This window comes from Modestobacter sp. VKM Ac-2984 (assembly GCF_026967985.1).
GTDB lineage: Bacteria > Actinomycetota > Actinomycetes > Mycobacteriales > Geodermatophilaceae > Modestobacter.
Map to the genome: position 1 here is coordinate 678,281 of NZ_JAPVBJ010000001.1, position 16,586 is coordinate 694,866.

Sequence of the window (16,586 nt, forward strand, 5' to 3'; positions counted from 1 at the left end):
TGCACGACGAGCGTCCGCCCGGGCCGGGAGCGACGCCATGACCGACGAGGACCGGGTGGCCGAGAACGCCGACGGGTTCCGTCTCCCGTCCTCCGGGACGGCCGGTCACCACCCCGTCGAACAGCGGCGGGCCTCCACTCCGGCGATGAACGGGGCCACTGCGTGACGGACCAACTGCAGGCGGGCCCCTGGCTGGCGCCCGGCGAACCGGTCGACCTGAGCAACTGCGAGCGCGAGCCGATCCACGTCCCCGGCAGCATCCAGCCGCGGGGCGTGCTGCTGGCGGTCAGCGAACCGGACCTGGTGGTCCGCCAGGTGTCCCGCAACCTGGCCGACGTCGTCGGCATGACCTGGTCCGACGCCCTGGGCCGTCCGCTCGCCGACGTGGTCGGAGTGGGCCCGGCCGGGGCGATCGCCCGGTCGGCCAGCGCCTTCGGCGACCTGCGCGAACGCAACCCGGTCGAGCTGGTCCTGGACTGCGACGGCACGCCCTGCCCGGTCGACGCGATCCTGCACCGGGCCAACCACGCCCCCGACGGCAGCACGCTGCCGACCGCCACGGCCGCCTCGTCGGTCAGCGGCCAGGTCGTGACCCCCTCGGCCAGCACGCTGATCGTCGAGCTCGAGCCCGCCTACGGGCCGCGGCCGTTCTCCTTCCCGAACACCTACCAGGCGGTGCGCGGGACGATCGCCGACCTCAACCGGGCCGGCTCGCTGCAGGCGCTCTACGACATCACCGCCGAGGCGGTCCGGGCGCTCACCGGGTTCGACCGGGTGATGGTCTACCGCTACGACGCCGACTACAACGGCGAGGTCGTCGCGGAGGCGAAGCTGCCCGAGCTGAACTCCTTCCTCGGGTTGCACTACCCGGCCTCGGACGTCCCCGCCCAGGCCCGGGCGCTGTACGAGAAGAACTGGATCCGGCTGATCTCCGACGTCGACTACACGCCGTCGCCGCTGGAGCCGGTCGACCTCCCTGCGACCGGCCGACCACTGGACCTCACCTACTCCACGCTGCGCAGCGTCTCGCCCATCCACTGCGAGTACCTGCAGAACATGGGCGTCCGGTCCTCGATGTCGATCTCGCTGCTCCGCGGGGAGAAGCTCTGGGGCCTCATCGCCTGTCACCACTACACCGGTCCGCACGCCCCGCCGTACGCCACCCGCGCGGCAGCGGAGTTCCTCGGCTCCACGCTGTCGCTGCGGCTGGTCGACCGCGCCGAGGACGAGGAGCACCGCCGGGCGCTGCGGGTCCGGTCGACGATGGCGTGGCTGACCGCCGCGGCGCTGGACGAGGACCGGCCGCTGTCGGAGACGGTGCTCGGCCGCCCGGGCCTGCTCGACGTCGTCCCGGCCTCCTCGGTGGTGGTGAACCTGCAGGGGCATGCCGGCGGCGCCGGTGTCCCCCTTCCCCCGGAGGTGGCCGGCGCGGTGGCCCGCTGGGCCGCGCAGCAGTCCGACGACGTCGTGAGCACCGATCGACTGCCGCTCGTCGCACCCCAGTTGGACGTCCCCGCGGAGCTGGCCTGCGGCGTGCTGGCGCTGCCGCTGCCCGAGGGGCAGTACGTGATCTGGACCCGCAGCGAGCAGGTGCACTCGGTCGACTGGGGCGGCGATCCGCACAACAAGGCGATCGCCGAGCGGGAGGGCGACTCCATCCGGCTCTCCCCGCGCAAGTCCTTCGACCGGTGGCGGGAGACGGTGCGCAACCGCTCCGAGCCGTGGAGCCCGGCGGAGCTGGCCGAGGCCGGCGAGCTGCGCAACAACCTGCTGGAGGCGCTGTACGCCCGCTCCCGGCGGGTGGCCCGCACCGCCCTGACCCTGCAGCGCAGCCTGCTGTCGGCACCACCGGAGCGCGACGACCTGGACTTCGCGGTGCGCTACGTGCCGGCCGCGCGGGAGGCCCAGGTCGGCGGTGACTGGTACGACGTCTTCCAGCAGCCCGACGGCGCCACGATGCTGGTGATCGGGGACGTCGTCGGGCACGACACGGAGGCCGCCGCCTGCATGGGCCAGCTGCGGGGGCTCCTGCGCGGCATCACCTACGACAGCGACGACAGCCCCGCCGGGGTGCTCCAGCGGCTGGACCGGGCCATGTCCGGTCTCGAGCTGAAGACGATGGCGTCGGTGCTCGTCGCCCGCCTGGAGCAGACGGAGGAGGAGCTCGGGCGCGGGGTCACCCGGCTGCGCTGGGCCAACGCCGGTCACCTGCCGCCGGTGGTCGCCGGCCCGGACGGGCAGGTCGAGGTCCTCGACGGCGCACGTGCCGACATGCTGCTGGGCGTCGACCCCACGGCTGCGCGCCGCGACCACGTGCTGACCATCCCCCGCGGCTCGACCGTGCTGCTCTACACCGACGGGCTGGTCGAGCGCCGCGACCAGCTCTTCGACACCGGGGTGGAACGGCTGCGGGAGGAGTTCGGCCGGGTCTGGCAGGAGCCGGTCGACGAGCTGGCCGACCAGCTGCTGGCCCGGATGCTGCCCGATCGCGCGGAGGACGACGTCGCGCTGGTCACCGTGCGGCTGAAGGCGCAGGACCGCCCCGCCTGACCCCGGACCGGCGCCAGGCGTCGGTGGACTCCGGGGTCAGGCCGGCAGCACCAGGTCGGCGAAGACGACGGTGTTGTCCAGGTAGCTGTGCGCGGCGGGGTCGAACTCGCCGCTGCAGGTGATGAGGCGCAGCCCTGCGTGGTCCAGGTCCGCGTAGACGGCAGCGGTCGGGAACGCGTCCTTCGGGTACTGCCCGACCTCGGTGACCCGGAACAGCGCGGTGCTGCCGTCCTCCCGCTGCACGGCGATCTCGTCACCGACCACCATGTCGCCCAGCTCGGCGAAGACCCCCGGGGAGCCCGCCCAGTCGACGTGCCCGGCGATGACGGCCGGCCCGCGCTCACCCGGGGTGGGCGCGTCGGTGAACCAGCCGGCCGGGAAGCCGGACGGCGGCACCTCGAGCGTGCCGTCGGGCTGCAGGCCGAGGTCCATCAGGTCGGAGTCGACGCCGATGGCCGGGATCTGCACCCGCACCGGCCGGGACGCGGCCAGCACGGCGGGCAGGACGGCGGCCGGCGCGGCGGTGTCCGGCGCGGCGGTGCTCGTCGGTGCCGGCGCGGCAGCCGGCGCGGGGTCGGCACAGCCGCTGGTGGTGACCGCCAGGACGGTCAGGACGACGGCGAGCAGTGCCCGGGTCGGCCAGGAGCGGCGCGGTCGGCGCCGTCCGGGAGCCGTCACCGGGTCGGCCGCGCCGGGGGGACGTCTGCGGTGCTGCCGTCACCGGTGTCGACCGAGCCGACCGGGACGCGACCGACCTGGCCGTAGGTCGACTCGTCCTCGTCGCCGGTGTCCGCCTCGTCCCCGGAGCCGGTCGTGCCTGCGGCCGCGGTCGGGGACGCCGTCGTCGTCGGGGCTGCCGTGGTCGGCGGTGCCGTCGTGGTCGGCGGTGCCGTCGTGGGCGGTGCCGTCACCGGGGGCGTCGTGGGCGGTGTCGCGCAGGCCGGCCGGATGATCGTGTTGCTGTCCAGGGTCACCGAGCCGCTGGAGAGCACCGATCCCTCCAGCGTCGCGCCGGTGTTCAGCGTGGTGTCCGTCAGCGTCAGCACGACGCCGCTGAAGAACGAGTTCACGCCCAGCGTGGTCGAGCTGCCGACCTGCCAGAACACGTTGCACGCGGTCGCCCCGTTGATCAGGCTGACCGATGTGCCCGGCTGGGTGATGAGCGTGGAACCCGCCTGGAAGAGGAAGACCGCGTTGGGGTCGTTCTGACCGTCCAGGACCAGCGGGGTGGGGCCGGCGATGCTGAGCGCCGACGGCGAGGTGTAGATGCCCGGGGTGAGCGTCTGTCCGGCCAGGTCGGCCGTGATGGGGTCCCCGGGCCCCTGGCCGGCGGCCGACACCAGGGCGTTGGTCAGTGCGGCGTTCGCGCTGGCGGTGACGCTGTCGTTGCCGTGGTTGGTGCCGGTGAGGGTGATCGAGGTGGTGCCGACCATCGAGGGGTCGGACGCGCCGATGTCCCCGGCGATCACGGTGGGGCCGGTGTTGGAGAACGCCGATCCGGACAGCACGGCGAACGGCTCGGCGGTGCCCAGCGGCACGGCGGTCGCCGCGGGCGCCGCCTGGGCACTGCCGGCGGTGCTGAGGACGAGGGCCGAGGCGGCCACCACCGCGACGCCGCAGAGCGTGGTGCGGTGGGCGCCGGGCGACCGGAGCCGGCCACGACGTGTCCGGCGGCTGGGGCTGGGGAGTGTGCTGGGAACCGACACCACGTCGGCGCTCCTGTCTCCGACGCGGGCGTCGGACTCGCAGTGCGCTGAAGACGTCATCGACGTGGATGCCGATGCTCGAGGTGCCCTCGCCCCGGACAGTACGCAACCGTAATCGTTGAACTACTCGCTGTAGTCCCAATGGGTGACGGACCTGCCGCCCTTCTTCAGCAGGATGTGTTCAGGCCGCGACGTCGTCCCGCAACGTCCGGAGCAGTTCTCGCACGGCGCGCGGGCCGGCTCGGTTGGCCCCGATCGTGCTCGCCGAGGGCCCGTAGCCCACCAGGTGCAGCCGCGGTTCGGCGACCACGCGGGTGCCGTCCATCGCGATGCCCCCGCCCGGCGCCCGCAGGTGCAGCGGCGCCAGGTGCTCCAGCGCCGGCCGGAACCCGGTCGCCCACAGCACGACGTCCGCCGGCACGAACCGGCCCGGGTCGCCGTCCCAGACCACCCCGTCGGCGGTGAGCCGGTCGAACACCGGCAGCCGGTCCAGCACGCCGCGGCCCCGGGCGGCGAGCACCGCTGGGGTCTCGACCAGTCCGGTCACGCCGACCACGCTGCCCGGGGGCAGACCCGCGCGCACCCGTTCCTCGACCAGCGCCACCGCGGCCCGGCCGGCGTCCTCGTCGAACCCACCGGTGCGCCAGACCGGCTCGTGCCGGGTCACCCAGGTGGTGCTGGTGACCGCACTGATCTCGACCAGCTGCTGCACCGCGGACGTCCCGCCGCCGACGACGACCACGTGCCGGCCGCGGAACTCCTCGGCGTCGCGGTACTCGGCGGCGTGCAGCTGCCGGCCGCCGAAGAGCTCCCGGCCGGGGTAGGCCGGCCAGAACGGCCGGGTCCAGGTGCCGGTGGCGTTGACCAGCCCCCGCGCCGTCCACTCCCCCACGCTGGTGTCCAGGGCGAAGCCCTCGGGGGTGCGCCGGACGGAACGGACGCCGACCGGCCGGTGCACGGGCAGGTCGAAGCGCCGCGCGTAGTCGGCGAAGTAGTCGGCGACCACCTGGCTGGCCGGTGCCGCCGGGTCGGCGTCGGGCAGGGCCAGGCCGGGCAGCGGGTGGATCCGGTGGGCGGCGTCCAGCCGCAGCGAGGGCCAGCGGTGCTGCCAGGCGCCGCCCGGCCCGGCGTCCCCGTCGAGGACGGCGGAGTCCGCGCCCGCCCGCTGTAGCGCGTACGCCGCCGACAACCCGGCCTGACCGGCTCCGATCACCACGACGTCGCTGTGCACGCCCCCTGCAACAGCACGACCCCCGAACCTGTGCCCAGCGGTGATCAGGCGCGGACGGCGGTGAGCAGCCGGGGGCGCAGTGCGCCCGAGCCCAGCAGCCGGCCCACCCGGCGGGACTGCTCCTGCGCCTGCGCCCACGCCGGGTCGTCCCCGTGCCCGCGCTGCACCTCGGCGTCGACCGCGTCGGCCCGCTGTTGCCACTCGGGGGGACTGTCGGCGAGGTCGGCGTCGGCGCGGCCGGTGACCGAGAAGCCGGCCCGGTCCAGGAGGGCGTCGACCTCCGCCGGGCTCGGGAAGCTGTTGCCCTCCGGCAGGGGCGGCGGCAGCGGCGCCTCGGCGACGAACACCAGCAGCCCGAGCCGGCCGCCGGGCGCGAGCACCCGCGCCAGCTCGGCGAGCATCGGGGGCTTCTCCTCGGTGGTGCAGAGCACACCCAGGCTCCAGGCCGCGTCGAAGGAGGCGTCGGCGAACGGCAGCGCCTGCGACAGCGCCACCACCGAGGGCAGCCCGAACAGCGTGCGGCTGGCGTGCACCGCCTCGGCCATCGGCTCGGCGCAGACCGCCCGCACGCCGCGGTCGGCGGCCAGCCAGCCGGCCGGGCCGCCGACCCCGGCGCCGGCGTCGAGCACTCGGTCCTCGGCACGGAGGGCCAGCGAATCGGCCAGCCAGCGCAGCGCACCCTCGCTGCCGCTGCCCCGGCAACCGGCCGGCACGGCGTGCTCCGGGCCGAGGGTCCGCACGGCCTCCTCGGTCCAGCCGGCCACCGTGCCGAACTCCGACTCCATCGCCTCGCTGGCGATCTCGCTCACGCGTCCTCCCGGATCCTGGTGGCCACCTCGGCCTTGACTGCGGCCGCAGCGGCCGGCCCACCGGCCGATGCCAGCCCGGACAGGTTGACCCCCACGACCCCGGGCACGGCGAGCAGCGTGCGGGCCTCCCGGACCGCGGCCTCGATGCCGGCGGCCACCGGGTCGGCTGCGGCGAGCACCCGCTCCACGGCCGCGTCGTCGAGGTGCAGGCCGGGGAAGGCCTGCAGCACGCGCGCCGAGCGCTCATCGGTGTAGACGGCGACCGAGGCGAGGAACGGCAGGGTGGCCCCGGCCGCCCGGGCGGCCGCGGTGAAGGCGGCGAGCCGGGCCGGGCCGGCCACGTGGTTGAGCACGCACAGCCGGGCTCCGGCGCGTTCCTTCTCGGCCACCCGCTGCGGGCGCAGCGGCACCGGCGGCGCGTCCGGCGACTCGGGCACCGCCGCGGTCAGCCCGGCCGCGGCGGCCAGCGCGGCGAGCCGGGTCCCGTCGAGGTCGAACACCGAGCTGACGCCGGGCCGCACGCCCGGGCCGCGGCCGTCGCCGGTCACGCACAGCACCCCGTCGACCCCCACCGCGGCGAGGCCGGCCAGCTCCTGCTCCAGCACGACCCGGTTGCGGTCCCGGCAGGCCAGCGTCGTCCAGGGCCGGCCGCCGCCGGCCAGCACCTCCTGCGCCATCAGCGTGGGCGGCAGGTCGGGCCGGTTCTGGTGCTCACCGATCAGCAGGCCGTCGCTGACCGGTGCCAGCGCAGCCACGACCGCCCGCACCGAGGCCGGGTCGAACGGGCGCACCGTGAGGTCGATGAGGACCACGGGCCCGGTCCGGGCCCGGTCCAGCAACCCGCCCGGAGGAAGCAGCGGTGCTGGCGGTGTCGGACCGGTCCAGCGCGGCAGCGGCGGCGCGAGGAAGACGCACGGGTACGCCGCCAGCTCGCAGGCCCCCTCGTCCCGCACCCCACCGCACGGCCCGAAGACCATCCGCTTGGGGCAGCCCGGCCGTTCCTGAGCAGTGCTCGTCTGCTCCGCTGCACCCACTCCTGGTCGCTGACCCGGCGCACCCCGACCGAAACCTCGAACGGCCGCTGGTGTCGCGCCAGGTACGGATGTGTCCCGATCACGCTCCTCGGGCACTGGCGGTGAGTCGGAGAAGACGACGAGGAGGTGGTCCCGTGACGCAGCGCGACGAGGAGCACCAGACGTCCCAGCACCAGCGGGTCGAGCACCAGCGGGTCGAGCAGCAGCGGGTCGAGCAGCAGGGGATCCAGCACCAGGGGTACCGGCACATCGGGCACGTGCTCCGGCCGGGCCAGGACCTGACCAGGGTGGTCGGCCCGGTGCTCCGGCAGGCGCTGGCCGCCGGGGAGCCGGTGGTGGTCGCCTGCCCCGAGGAGGTGGCGGACGCCCTGGTGGACGCCCTGCGCGGGGCCGGGGACGTGCACGTCGCCCCGACCCAGCGGATCGACGACCGGCCGCCGGCCGTGCTCGCAGCGATCGCGGGGCTGGTCGACCAGCGCGCGCCGGGCGCCGGTCGCCGGCTCCACCTGGTGACCGGGCCCGGGGGCCCGGAGGCCGATCCGGCGGTGTGGGTGCAGACGGAGGCGCTGCTGAACCACGTGCTCGCCGAGCGGCCGGTCGACCACGTGTGCCTGCTGGGCCCGACGGTCGAGGGCGGTCCGGACGTCGACGCCGTCGCCGCGGCCACCCACCCCTGGCTGCTGACCGAGGACGGCATCGTCCGCAGCCCGGACTTCCGGGCACCCGACGAGCTGCTCCGCGAGGTGCAGCGGGGCACGGTCCCCGACCCGCTGGAGGAGACCGAGCCGACGCTCGCCATGGTCGACCTCGACGACATGCGGGTCCTGCGCCAGGCGCTGCACCGGGTGCTGGCCGACAGCACCCTGTCCCCGGACGCGGCCCAGGACTTCGTGCTGGCCATCGACGAGATCACCGCCAACGCCGCCGAACACGGCGTGCCCCCGGTCGACGTGCGGCTGTGGTGCACCCCGGAACGACTGCTGTGCGCGGTCACCGACCGGGGCACGGCGTTCGACGACCCACTGGTGGGCTACGGCCCGGCACACGGGGACATGGCGGTCGGCGGGATGGGCCTGTGGCTGGCCCGCCGTTCGGTCGACAGCCTGACCGCGACGCCGGCCGACGAGTCCGGCGACGGATGCACCGTGCGCCTGGTCGTCAACGCCTAGCGGTCTGGCTGTCAGTGCCTGACGGCCTGGCTGTCAGTGCCTGACGGCCTGGCTGTCAGTGCCTAACGGCCTCGCTGCAGGGGACCGCTGCGAGCGCGCGGGTGGCGAGGGGCAGCGAGGTCCTCCAGGAGGCCGGCGGCCTCGATGAGCCGGGCCTGCTCGCGGCACCAGGGTGACCACGCGTCGTGCTGCTGGGTCTCCTGCCGGGCGCGGAAGGTGGCCCAGTCGACCACCTCCCACTCCCCCACCTCGGTGGGCTCGGGCGCCGGTGTGCCGGCGAACCGGCCGAGGTAGACCGGGCAGATCTCGTTCTCCACGACTCCCCGGAACTCGGCCCGGTACCGGTAGGAGGGCAGCGCCGGACGCAGGTCGGTCACGTCGACCCCGAGCTCGAAGCGGGCACGCCGGGCGATCGCCTCCAGGTCGCCCTCCCCCGGCCCTGGGTGCCCGCAGACGGTGTTGGTCCACATCCCCGGGAAGGTGGCCTTGTCCTGCGCACGCCGGGTGACCAGCAGCCGACCGTCGTCGGCGAAGAGGTAGGCGGAGAACGCGCGGTGCAACGGCGTCTCGCCGGTGTGCACGAGGGGCTTGGGCATGGTGCCGATCTCCGCCCCGTCCTCGTCGACCAGCACGATCAGCTCTGCCGCCGGGGATGCCACCACGTCTCCATCGTCCCCGACGGGCGCGCATTGCGCGCGTACGGGTTCCGATCGGGACCGCCTCGGACGGGTGAGGCGGCATCGTCACGCTGCGCAATCGTTTGCACACTGGCCGCGTCACCACGGCAGGCGACCCGAGAGGACCAGCACGGATGAGCAGCACCACGGCATCGATCGTCGCCGTCCCTGACGTGGCCCTCCAGGTCGCGCTCTCCGCCGACCTGGGCCGCGTCGACGCCGGCGGGACCCTCCGCGAGCTCGCACAGCCCGTCCACCGGGTGTCGGAGGGCGCCACGATGTCCTCGGTCGACGCGCTCTTCCGCCGCGATGCCGCCCTCCGCTGGATCGTCGTCGACGGGCCCGGCGAACCGGTGCTGGTCAGCCGTTCCTGGTTCGAGCTGTCCATGACCGGCCGGCTGGGCTACGGCCGGCTGCTGCAGCAACGGCGCCGGGTACGGGACGCCGCCCCGCCGGACACGCTGCGGTACCCCGCCGACTGCCCGGTCGCCCGCGCGGCCGCCGCCGTCATCCACCGGCGCGCCGCGGGCGAGGACCTGCTCGACGGCGTGCTCGTCTGCTGGCCCGACGGTCGGCTGGGCGTCGCACCGGTGACCGCCGTGTTCGAGCAGCTCGCCCAGGAGTACGCCTACCAGGCCCTGCACGACCCGCTCACCGGGCTGCCGAACCGGCTGTTCCTGCTGGAGCGGCTGCGGCAGGCGGTCTGCCCCGGGTCCTCGGCCGTGCTGTTCGTCATCGACCTGGACCGGTTCAAGGACATCAACGACCACCTCGGCCACGCGGCCGGGGACGACGTGCTGACCGAGTTCGCGCAGCGGCTGCGCACCGTCGCCCGCAGCGAGGACCTGGTGGTCCGGCTCAACGGCGATGAGTTCGCGCTGCTGACGCCGCCGCTGACCACCGCGCAGAGCACCGCGCTCGCGGAGCGGATCGTGCTGACCGCGGCGGCGCCCTTCGTCGTCTCCCCGCGGAACGCCGACCGGGACGCCGAGCAGCTGGTCAGCCTCGGTGCGAGCGTCGGGGTGGCCGGCTGCACGGCGGAGGTGTACTCGCCGGACGAGCTGCTGCACCGCGCTGACCTGGCGTTGCTCCGGGCGAAGTCGCTGGGCCGCGGCCGGGTGGCGCACTTCGGTACGGAGCTGCTGGAGGACGCCGAGACAACCGACGCAGTGCGTGCTCGGCACCGGATGGAGCGGCGGCTGCGGCTGGCGATCGAGTCGCGCTCGCTCTCCCTGCACTACCAGCCCGTCGTCACGCTGCCGTCCGGCCGGGTGACCGGGGTGGAGGCGCTGGCCCGCTGGGAGGACGACGAGCTCGGCCGGGTGCCACCGGACCAGTTCATCCCGCTCGCCGAGCAGACCGGCCTGGTCGTCGACCTCGGGCGGTGGGTCCTGCAGACGGCCTGCCGCGAGGCCGCCGGGTGGCCGGCCGGCCCCTCCGGGCTGCCCCCGACCGTGGCCGTCAACGTCTCCCCGGTCCAGCTGGCCCAGCGGGGCTTCATCGACGACGTCACGCAGGCACTGAACGACAGCGGGCTGGCACCGGACCGACTGTGCCTGGAGATCACCGAGACCGCGGCGATCACCGACCTCACCGCCACCGCGGCGCGGCTCACCCAGGTGCGCGACCTCGGCGTGCGGTTGGCGCTGGACGACTTCGGCGCCGGGCACTCCGCGCTGACGCTGCTGCGCGCCCTGCCGGTGCACCTGGTCAAGATCGACCGGTCCTTCATCGAGCGGGTCGCCAGCGACACCGCGGACGCCGTGCTGGTCCGGCTGGTCATCGAGGCGGCGCACAGCCTGGGCCGTCGGGTCTGCGCCGAGGGCGTGGAGACCGCCGAGCAGGCACAGCAGCTGGTCTCGATGGGCTGCGACTCGGCGCAGGGCTGGCTGTTCGGCCGCCCGGAGCCGGCCTCGCCCCGGCTCGCTGCACTGCTCACCTCCCGGGCACTGGCCGAGCCGCTGGCCACCGACGCCGTGCTGCCGCTGGGCGGCAACGACGAACTCGTCCTGGTGACCACTCCCGCGCGGGTCATCACCTACGCCTCGGCCAGCAGCGGGCCGATCCTCGGCTGGCTGCCCCAGGAGATGGTGGGCATGTCCGTGGGCGACTTCATGCACCCCGAGGACGCCGCCCGGGTCAGCGCGGACCCCGAACTCGCTGCCCGGTTCGCCACCGGCATGGGCGTGCACCGAGTCCTGCACCGGGACGGCAGCGTCCGCTGGCTGGAGAGCGACACCCGGCGGCTGACCGCCGACGACGGCACGGTGCGGGAGGTGCTGTCGGTCTCCCGGGACGTCACCGCGACCGTCGAGGCACGGCGGGACCTGGCCGACAGCGAGCTGATGTTCCGGCACGCCTTCGACGACGCCCCGATCGGGATGACGCTGACCCGGATGGACGGCTCGCTGGTGCGGGTGAACAAGTCCTTCGCGGCGCTGCTGGGCACGACGACCGAGGCTCTCGCCGCCTGCCGCGTCCAGGACCTGACCCCCGCGGACGGCCGGGCAGCGGTCGACGCGCTGTTCACCGAGTTCATCGGCGTCACCGAGCTCTGCACCCGCTTCCGGCACGCCGACGGCAGCGAGGTGCCGGTGCTGGTGCGCGTCTCGGTGGTCCGGGACCAGGCCGGGGAGCCGACGTCGGTCTTCTCCCACGTCCTGCCCGAGCCGGCGCCGGGCCCCGTCCCCGCGGTCTGAGCCGGGGGCGGTGAGCTCGGCGGCCGGCGGGCTCACCGGTCAGTGCTGGGCGTTCTCGGTGTGCATCAGGTCGCCGTAGTCGGCGGGCAGCTGGTCCAGCACGTGCAGGTACTCGGCTCCCACCGCCTCCCGGAGGGCCGCCGTGACCGCGCGCGCGTGCTGACGCGCCTGCTCGGGCGTGCAGCCCCGCCCTTCGGCCTCGGCCACCCGGCGGTAGAACTCCGCCAGGTCGAAGCGTTCGACCGACCCGTCGGTCGGGACGGCGCCGGCCAGCTCCCCCGGCAGCTGCGCCGCCAGGTCAGCCGCCTCGGTGGAGAGCCGCTGGCCCAGCACCATGAGGGTGGCCCGGACCGCCTGCTGGGCGTGCTCGTGGTCGGGGATGCCGGCGGACTGCTGCACGGCGGAGACGAACTCGTGTTCCTGCATGGTCGTTCCTCCTCGTTCCTCGGATGATGCGCCCGCGAGGTCCGCGGGCGCCGGACCGCACCGGTCAGCCGATGCGGAGGTCCTCGATGTCCTCGGTGCGCAGCGAGAGCCCCAGCCCGGGCGCGTCACCCGGCGGCCGGGCGCGGCCGCGCACCGGCTCGACGACGCCGTCGAAGAGCCGTCGCTCGAACCGCTCGTGGTCGTGGAACCACTCCAGGTGCCGCAGGTTCGGCGTCGCCTGTCCCAGGTGCGCGTGCAGGGTGGGCACGCAGTGCGACGACACCTCCAGTTGGTGCCCGGCGGCCACCGCGCAGGCCCGGAGCCACTCGGTCACGCCGCCGCACCGGCTGGCGTCCACCTGCAGGCAGTCGACCGCGCCGGCACCGCACATCGCCGCGAAGTCGGGCAGCCGGGCGCCGTACTCCCCGGCTGCCACGTCGCAGTCGAGGCTCTCGCGGACCAGCCGCAGCCCGGCCAGGTCGTCGGAGGAGACCGGCTCCTCGAACCAGACGACGCTGAGGTCGTCGAGCTCCCGACCGACGCGGACCGCCTGCTTCGCGGTGTAGCCACCGTTGGCGTCGACGAGCAGGGCGACGTCCTCCCCCAGCACCTCGCGGGCCAGCCGGGTGCGGGCGAGGTCCCGGGGCACCGCTGTCCCCCACGACTCCCCGATCTTGATCTTCACCTGGTCGTGGCCGCGGGCCATCCAGCCGCCGAGCTGGTCGCGGGTGGCGGCGTCGTCGTAGCTGGTGAAGCCGCCGCTGGCGTAGACCGCGGCGTCCGGGCGCACCGCACCCAGCAGACCGGCGAGCGGGACGTCGAGCAACCGGGCCTTCAGGTCCCACAGGGCGACGTCGACCGCCGAGATCGCCATCGCCACCAGGCCCGGCGCGCCTGCGTTGCGGACCGTCCGCGCCATGTCGAGGGCCGCGCCCGGCGGGTCGAGCACCGGGCAGCCCAACACCACCTCGGCCAGCAGGCCGCGGACCACCGCAGCGGCCGAGGCGTCGGCGTAAGTCCAGCCGACCCCGGTGCTGCCGCCGCCGGAGGCGCGCACCACGACGGCGGTGGTGGCGTCCCAGCTCAGCGTCCCGTCCGCCTCCGGGCGGTCCGTGGGCAGCCGGTAGACGGCGACCTCCAGGCCATCGACCCGCGGGTCCGACGGCGTCCCGCGCTCCCCCGGTCGCGCCAGCATCAGCCACGCCCCCGGCGCAGTCCGCCGGCTGCCGCGGCCAGCCCCAGGCCGGCCGCGGCGGCCAGCACCGCGCCCTGGGCGACCCGGCCGGGCGGCTGCGGCCGGTCGGCCAGCACCTGCTCGGGGTGCTCGCCCAGTCGCGCCCCCTCGACCAGGCCGGCCAGCGCCTCCGCGGAGTGCACCGCGCGCCGCCCGGTGTCGCCCTGCTCGATCTGGGTGCGGCAGCTGAAGCCGTCCGCCAGCACCACCGCCCGGGGGTCGCCCTCCCGCACGGCCGGCAGCAGCACCTGCTCCCCGCACGCCATCGAGACCTCGTGGTGACCCTGCTCGAACCCGAAGTTCCCGGCGAGCCCGCAGCAGCCGGAGTCCAGCACGTCGGCGTCGAACCCGGCCTTGGCCAGCAGCTCGCGGTCGGCGTCGAACCCCATGATCGAGTGCTGGTGGCAGTGGGTCTGCACCATCGCCGCCCGCTCGGCCGCCGGCGGGGACCAGTCCGGGGCCCGCTCGGCGAGCAGCTCGGCGAGGGTCCGGGTGCTCTCGGCGAGCCGGCGCACGTCGTCGTCGTCCGGGAGGAGCTCGGGGGCGTCGGCCCGGAACACCGCGGTGCAGCTGGGCTCCAGCCCGACCACCGGCACCCCGTCCCGCACTGCGGGGCCGAGCGCCTGCGCCGTGCGCCGCAGCACCCGGGCGGCCACGCCCAGCTGGCCGGTGGAGATCCAGGTGAGGCCGCAGCAGAGCTCCTGCTCGGGCAACCGCACCCGGAAGCCGGCGTCCTCCAGCACCGTGACCGCCGCCCGGCCGATGGCCGGGTGGAAGAACTCGGTGAAGGTGTCCGGCCACAGCAGCACCTCACCGCGCCGGCCGTCCCCGCGCGGTCCGCGCTCCCGGTACCAGTGGGTGAACCGCTCGTGCGCGAACAGCGGCAGCTCCCGCTCGTGGGTGAGCCCGCCGGCGGCCTGCGCGAGCCGGCGCAGCCCCGGCGTCTGGGTCGCGATGTTGACGACCCCGGGGGCCAGCGCCGCGACGCGGGCGACGAGCGGCAGCCAGCCCAGCGAGTAGTGGGTACGTGGGCGGACCCGGCCGGCGTAGTGGTGGGACAGGAACTCCGCCTTGTAGGTCGCCATGTCGACGTCGACCGGGCAGTCGCTCTTGCAGCCCTTGCAGGCCAGGCAGAGGTCCAGGGCGTCCCGGACGGCGGTGGAGCGCCACCGGTCCCGGATGACGTCGCCGCGGAGCATCTCGAACAGCAGCCGGGCCCGTCCCCGGGTGGAGTGCACCTCGTCGCCGGTCACCTGGTAGCTCGGGCACATCACCGCACCCTCGGCGCCCTCGCCCAGCGAGGCCCGGCACTTGCCGACACCGACGCAGCGGGCCGCCGCCTGCGCGAAGGAGCCGCCGTCCTCGGGGTAGCCGAAGGTCACCTCCGGCTCCCAGGCGGGGAAGGCGGGGGTGAGCCGCAGGTCCGCGTCCAGCGGTCGCGGGACCACCACCTTGCCCGGGTTCATCCGGTTCTCCGGGTCGAAGAGCTGCTTCATCTGCTCGAAGGCGCCGATCAGCTCCGGGGGGAACATCCGGCCGAGCAGCTCACCCCGGACCTGCCCGTCGCCGTGCTCGCCGGACAGCGAGCCGCCGTACCGGGTGACCAGGTCCGCGGCCTCCTCCAGGAAGGCCCGGTAGTCCGCGGCGCCGCCGGGGGAACCGAGCTCGAACGGGATGCGCAGGTGCACGCAGCCGTGCCCGAAGTGCCCGTACGTGGACGCGGGGGTCAGCCCGTGCCGGTCCAGCAGGTCCCGCAGCTCCTCCAGGTAGGGCCCCAGGTCCTCCGGCGCCACCGCGGAGTCCTCCCAGCCGGGCCAGGTGTCGCGCCCGCTCGGCGGGTGCGCCGTGGCACCGAGCCCGGCCTCCCGGAAGGCCCAGAGGTCGGCCTGCGCCGCGGGGTCGTCCAGCACCAGGACCGACGGCGGCTCCGACGCCGCGCAGACGTCGGCGACCAGCCCGTCCATCCGACGGGCGAGCTCGTCGGGGTCGTCGTCGGCGAGCTCGACGAGCAGCCAGCCGTCCCCCTCCGGCAGCTTCTCCAGCGCCCGCGGGTTCATCCCCTCCTCGTCCTGGTTGCGGCGCAGGACGTCGTCGACGCCCTCCAGCCGGTGCGGTCGCCAGGGCAGCACCCGGGTCACCTCCCGGCCGGCGGTCACCACGTCCGGGTAGCCCAGCACGGCCAGCCGCCGGTGCCGGGGCAGCTCGGAGAGCTGGAGCTCGGCGCGCAGGACGGTCACCAGCGTTCCCTCGCTGCCGACCAGCGCCCGGGCCAGGTCGAAGCCGTTCTCCGGCAGCAGTGAGTCCAGGTTGTAGCCCGACACCCGCCGCGGGATCTGCGGGTACCCGGTCCGGATCTGGGCCAGGTGTGCGTCCCGCAGCTCGCGGAGGCCGCGGTACACCTCGGCCGGGCGCCCGCCGGCCTCGATGACGCGGGCGTACTCCTCGTCCGACGTGGGGCCCACCCACATCCGGGTGCCGTCGGCGAGGAGCACCTCCAGCCGGGACACCTTGTCCACGGCCTTGCCGTAGACCTGCGCCGACGAGCCGCACGCGTTGTTCCCGAGCATCCCGCCGACCGTGCACGTCCAGTGGGTGGCCGGCTGCGGCCCCCAGGTCAGCCCGTGCTCCGCCAGCCGGTCGTCGAGGTGGTCCAGCACCATGCCCGGCTCCACGACGCACGTCCGGCTGTCGACGTCCACCGACTCCAGCCGGTTGCAGTGCCGGGTCCAGTCCAGGACGACGGCGGCGTTCGTGGTCTGCCCGGCCAGGCTGGTCCCGCCGCCGCGGGACAGCAGCGGGACCCGGTGCTCGCGGCAGACCGCCGCCGCCTCGACGGCGTCCTCCACCGTGCGGGGTTCGACCACACCCAGCGGCGGGATGCGGTAGTTGGACGCGTCGGTGGAGTACGCGCCCCGGGTACCGGCGTCGAACCGCACCTCGCCGTCGACCCGGCGGGACAGCTCGGCCTCGAGCGCCGCCACGTCGACGTCCTGCCGGCCGGCCGGGCTCGGCCACACGGTGCGCGGATCGGGGAGGTCGGTGGTGGCCACG

13 protein-coding genes are annotated in these 16,586 nt (G+C 75.1%); 4 read left to right on the plus strand and 9 right to left on the minus strand.

Going from position 1 to position 16,586, the window contains the following annotated elements; all coding sequences use genetic code 11:
- Positions 1 to 37 precede the first annotated feature (37 nt).
- Both O2W16_RS03265 and O2W16_RS03270 read left to right on the plus strand, forming a co-directional pair.
- Positions 38 to 166, plus strand: coding sequence for a hypothetical protein (locus tag O2W16_RS03265; protein ID WP_269157354.1), 129 nt, complete (start codon positions 38 to 40; stop codon positions 164 to 166).
- Positions 163 to 2,550 carry a SpoIIE family protein phosphatase gene (locus O2W16_RS03270; RefSeq protein WP_269157355.1) on the plus strand — a complete coding sequence of 796 codons (2,388 nt, stop codon included), beginning with the start codon at positions 163 to 165 and terminating at the stop codon, positions 2,548 to 2,550. The genes O2W16_RS03265 and O2W16_RS03270 overlap by 4 nt, the downstream gene beginning before the upstream one ends.
- A gap of 36 nt (positions 2,551 to 2,586) precedes the next feature.
- On the opposite strand, the gene O2W16_RS03275 is transcribed toward O2W16_RS03270, so the two are convergent.
- From O2W16_RS03275 to O2W16_RS03295, 5 genes are all read right to left on the minus strand, one after another.
- A complete protein-coding gene (locus tag O2W16_RS03275; protein WP_269157356.1) occupies positions 2,587 to 3,228 on the minus strand; it encodes a class F sortase in 642 nt (213 codons plus the stop codon).
- Positions 3,225 to 4,256, minus strand: coding sequence for an ice-binding family protein (locus tag O2W16_RS03280; protein WP_269157357.1), 1,032 nt, complete (start codon positions 4,254 to 4,256; stop codon positions 3,225 to 3,227). Before O2W16_RS03280 ends, O2W16_RS03275 begins: the two co-directional genes overlap by 4 nt.
- A 181-nt stretch (positions 4,257 to 4,437) precedes the next feature.
- Positions 4,438 to 5,487: an FAD-dependent oxidoreductase gene (locus tag O2W16_RS03285; RefSeq protein WP_269157358.1), complete on the minus strand. Its 1,050-nt coding sequence runs from the start codon at positions 5,485 to 5,487 to the stop codon at positions 4,438 to 4,440.
- 44 nt (positions 5,488 to 5,531) lie between these two features.
- A complete protein-coding gene (locus O2W16_RS03290; RefSeq protein ID WP_269157359.1) occupies positions 5,532 to 6,296 on the minus strand; it encodes a class I SAM-dependent methyltransferase in 765 nt (254 codons plus the stop codon).
- The gene (locus O2W16_RS03295; RefSeq protein ID WP_269157360.1) at positions 6,293 to 7,108 is read right to left on the minus strand and encodes a methylenetetrahydrofolate reductase; all 816 of its coding nucleotides are present in this window, start codon (positions 7,106 to 7,108) and stop codon (positions 6,293 to 6,295) included. Before O2W16_RS03295 ends, O2W16_RS03290 begins: the two co-directional genes overlap by 4 nt.
- 356 nt (positions 7,109 to 7,464) lie before the next feature.
- On the opposite strand from O2W16_RS03295, the gene O2W16_RS03300 reads away from it, so the two are divergent.
- A complete protein-coding gene (locus tag O2W16_RS03300) occupies positions 7,465 to 8,499 on the plus strand; it encodes an ATP-binding protein (protein WP_269157361.1) in 1,035 nt (344 codons plus the stop codon).
- A 62-nt stretch (positions 8,500 to 8,561) separates the two neighbouring features.
- On the opposite strand, the gene idi is transcribed toward O2W16_RS03300, so the two are convergent.
- On the minus strand, positions 8,562 to 9,161 hold the full coding sequence (idi, locus tag O2W16_RS03305; protein ID WP_269157362.1) for an isopentenyl-diphosphate Delta-isomerase: 600 nt from the start codon (positions 9,159 to 9,161) through the stop codon (positions 8,562 to 8,564).
- Between the two features lie 149 nt (positions 9,162 to 9,310).
- Here idi and O2W16_RS03310 point away from each other — a divergent pair, with 149 nt between their 5' ends.
- Complete coding sequence (locus O2W16_RS03310; RefSeq protein ID WP_269157363.1) at positions 9,311 to 11,875, plus strand: EAL domain-containing protein; 2,565 nt, start codon at positions 9,311 to 9,313, stop codon at positions 11,873 to 11,875.
- Positions 11,876 to 11,914: 39 nt separating this feature from the next.
- Here the strand turns inward: O2W16_RS03310 and O2W16_RS03315 are convergent, their stop codons facing one another.
- From O2W16_RS03315 to O2W16_RS03325, 3 genes are all read right to left on the minus strand, one after another.
- Positions 11,915 to 12,301: a DUF2267 domain-containing protein gene (locus O2W16_RS03315; RefSeq protein WP_269157364.1), complete on the minus strand. Its 387-nt coding sequence runs from the start codon at positions 12,299 to 12,301 to the stop codon at positions 11,915 to 11,917.
- A 64-nt stretch (positions 12,302 to 12,365) separates the two neighbouring features.
- Positions 12,366 to 13,496, minus strand: a complete 1,131-nt coding sequence (locus O2W16_RS03320; RefSeq protein ID WP_269157365.1) for an enolase C-terminal domain-like protein — start codon at positions 13,494 to 13,496, stop codon at positions 12,366 to 12,368.
- Entirely contained in the window at positions 13,496 to 16,585 is a 3,090-nt protein-coding gene (locus tag O2W16_RS03325) for an FAD-binding and (Fe-S)-binding domain-containing protein (RefSeq protein ID WP_269157366.1), read from the minus strand. Before O2W16_RS03325 ends, O2W16_RS03320 begins: the two co-directional genes overlap by 1 nt.
- Position 16,586: the final 1 nt, after the last annotated feature.

Excerpts from the sequence above, each read along its gene's own strand:
- O2W16_RS03265 (WP_269157354.1), top strand. The coding sequence starts at position 38 with ATGACCGACGAGGACCGGGTGGCCGAGAACGCCGACGGGTTCCGTCTC.
- O2W16_RS03310 (WP_269157363.1), top strand. The coding sequence starts at position 9,311 with ATGAGCAGCACCACGGCATCGATCGTCGCCGTCCCTGACGTGGCCCTC.
- O2W16_RS03315 (WP_269157364.1), bottom strand. The coding sequence starts at position 12,301 with ATGCAGGAACACGAGTTCGTCTCCGCCGTGCAGCAGTCCGCCGGCATC.
- O2W16_RS03320 (WP_269157365.1), bottom strand. The coding sequence starts at position 13,496 with ATGCTGGCGCGACCGGGGGAGCGCGGGACGCCGTCGGACCCGCGGGTC.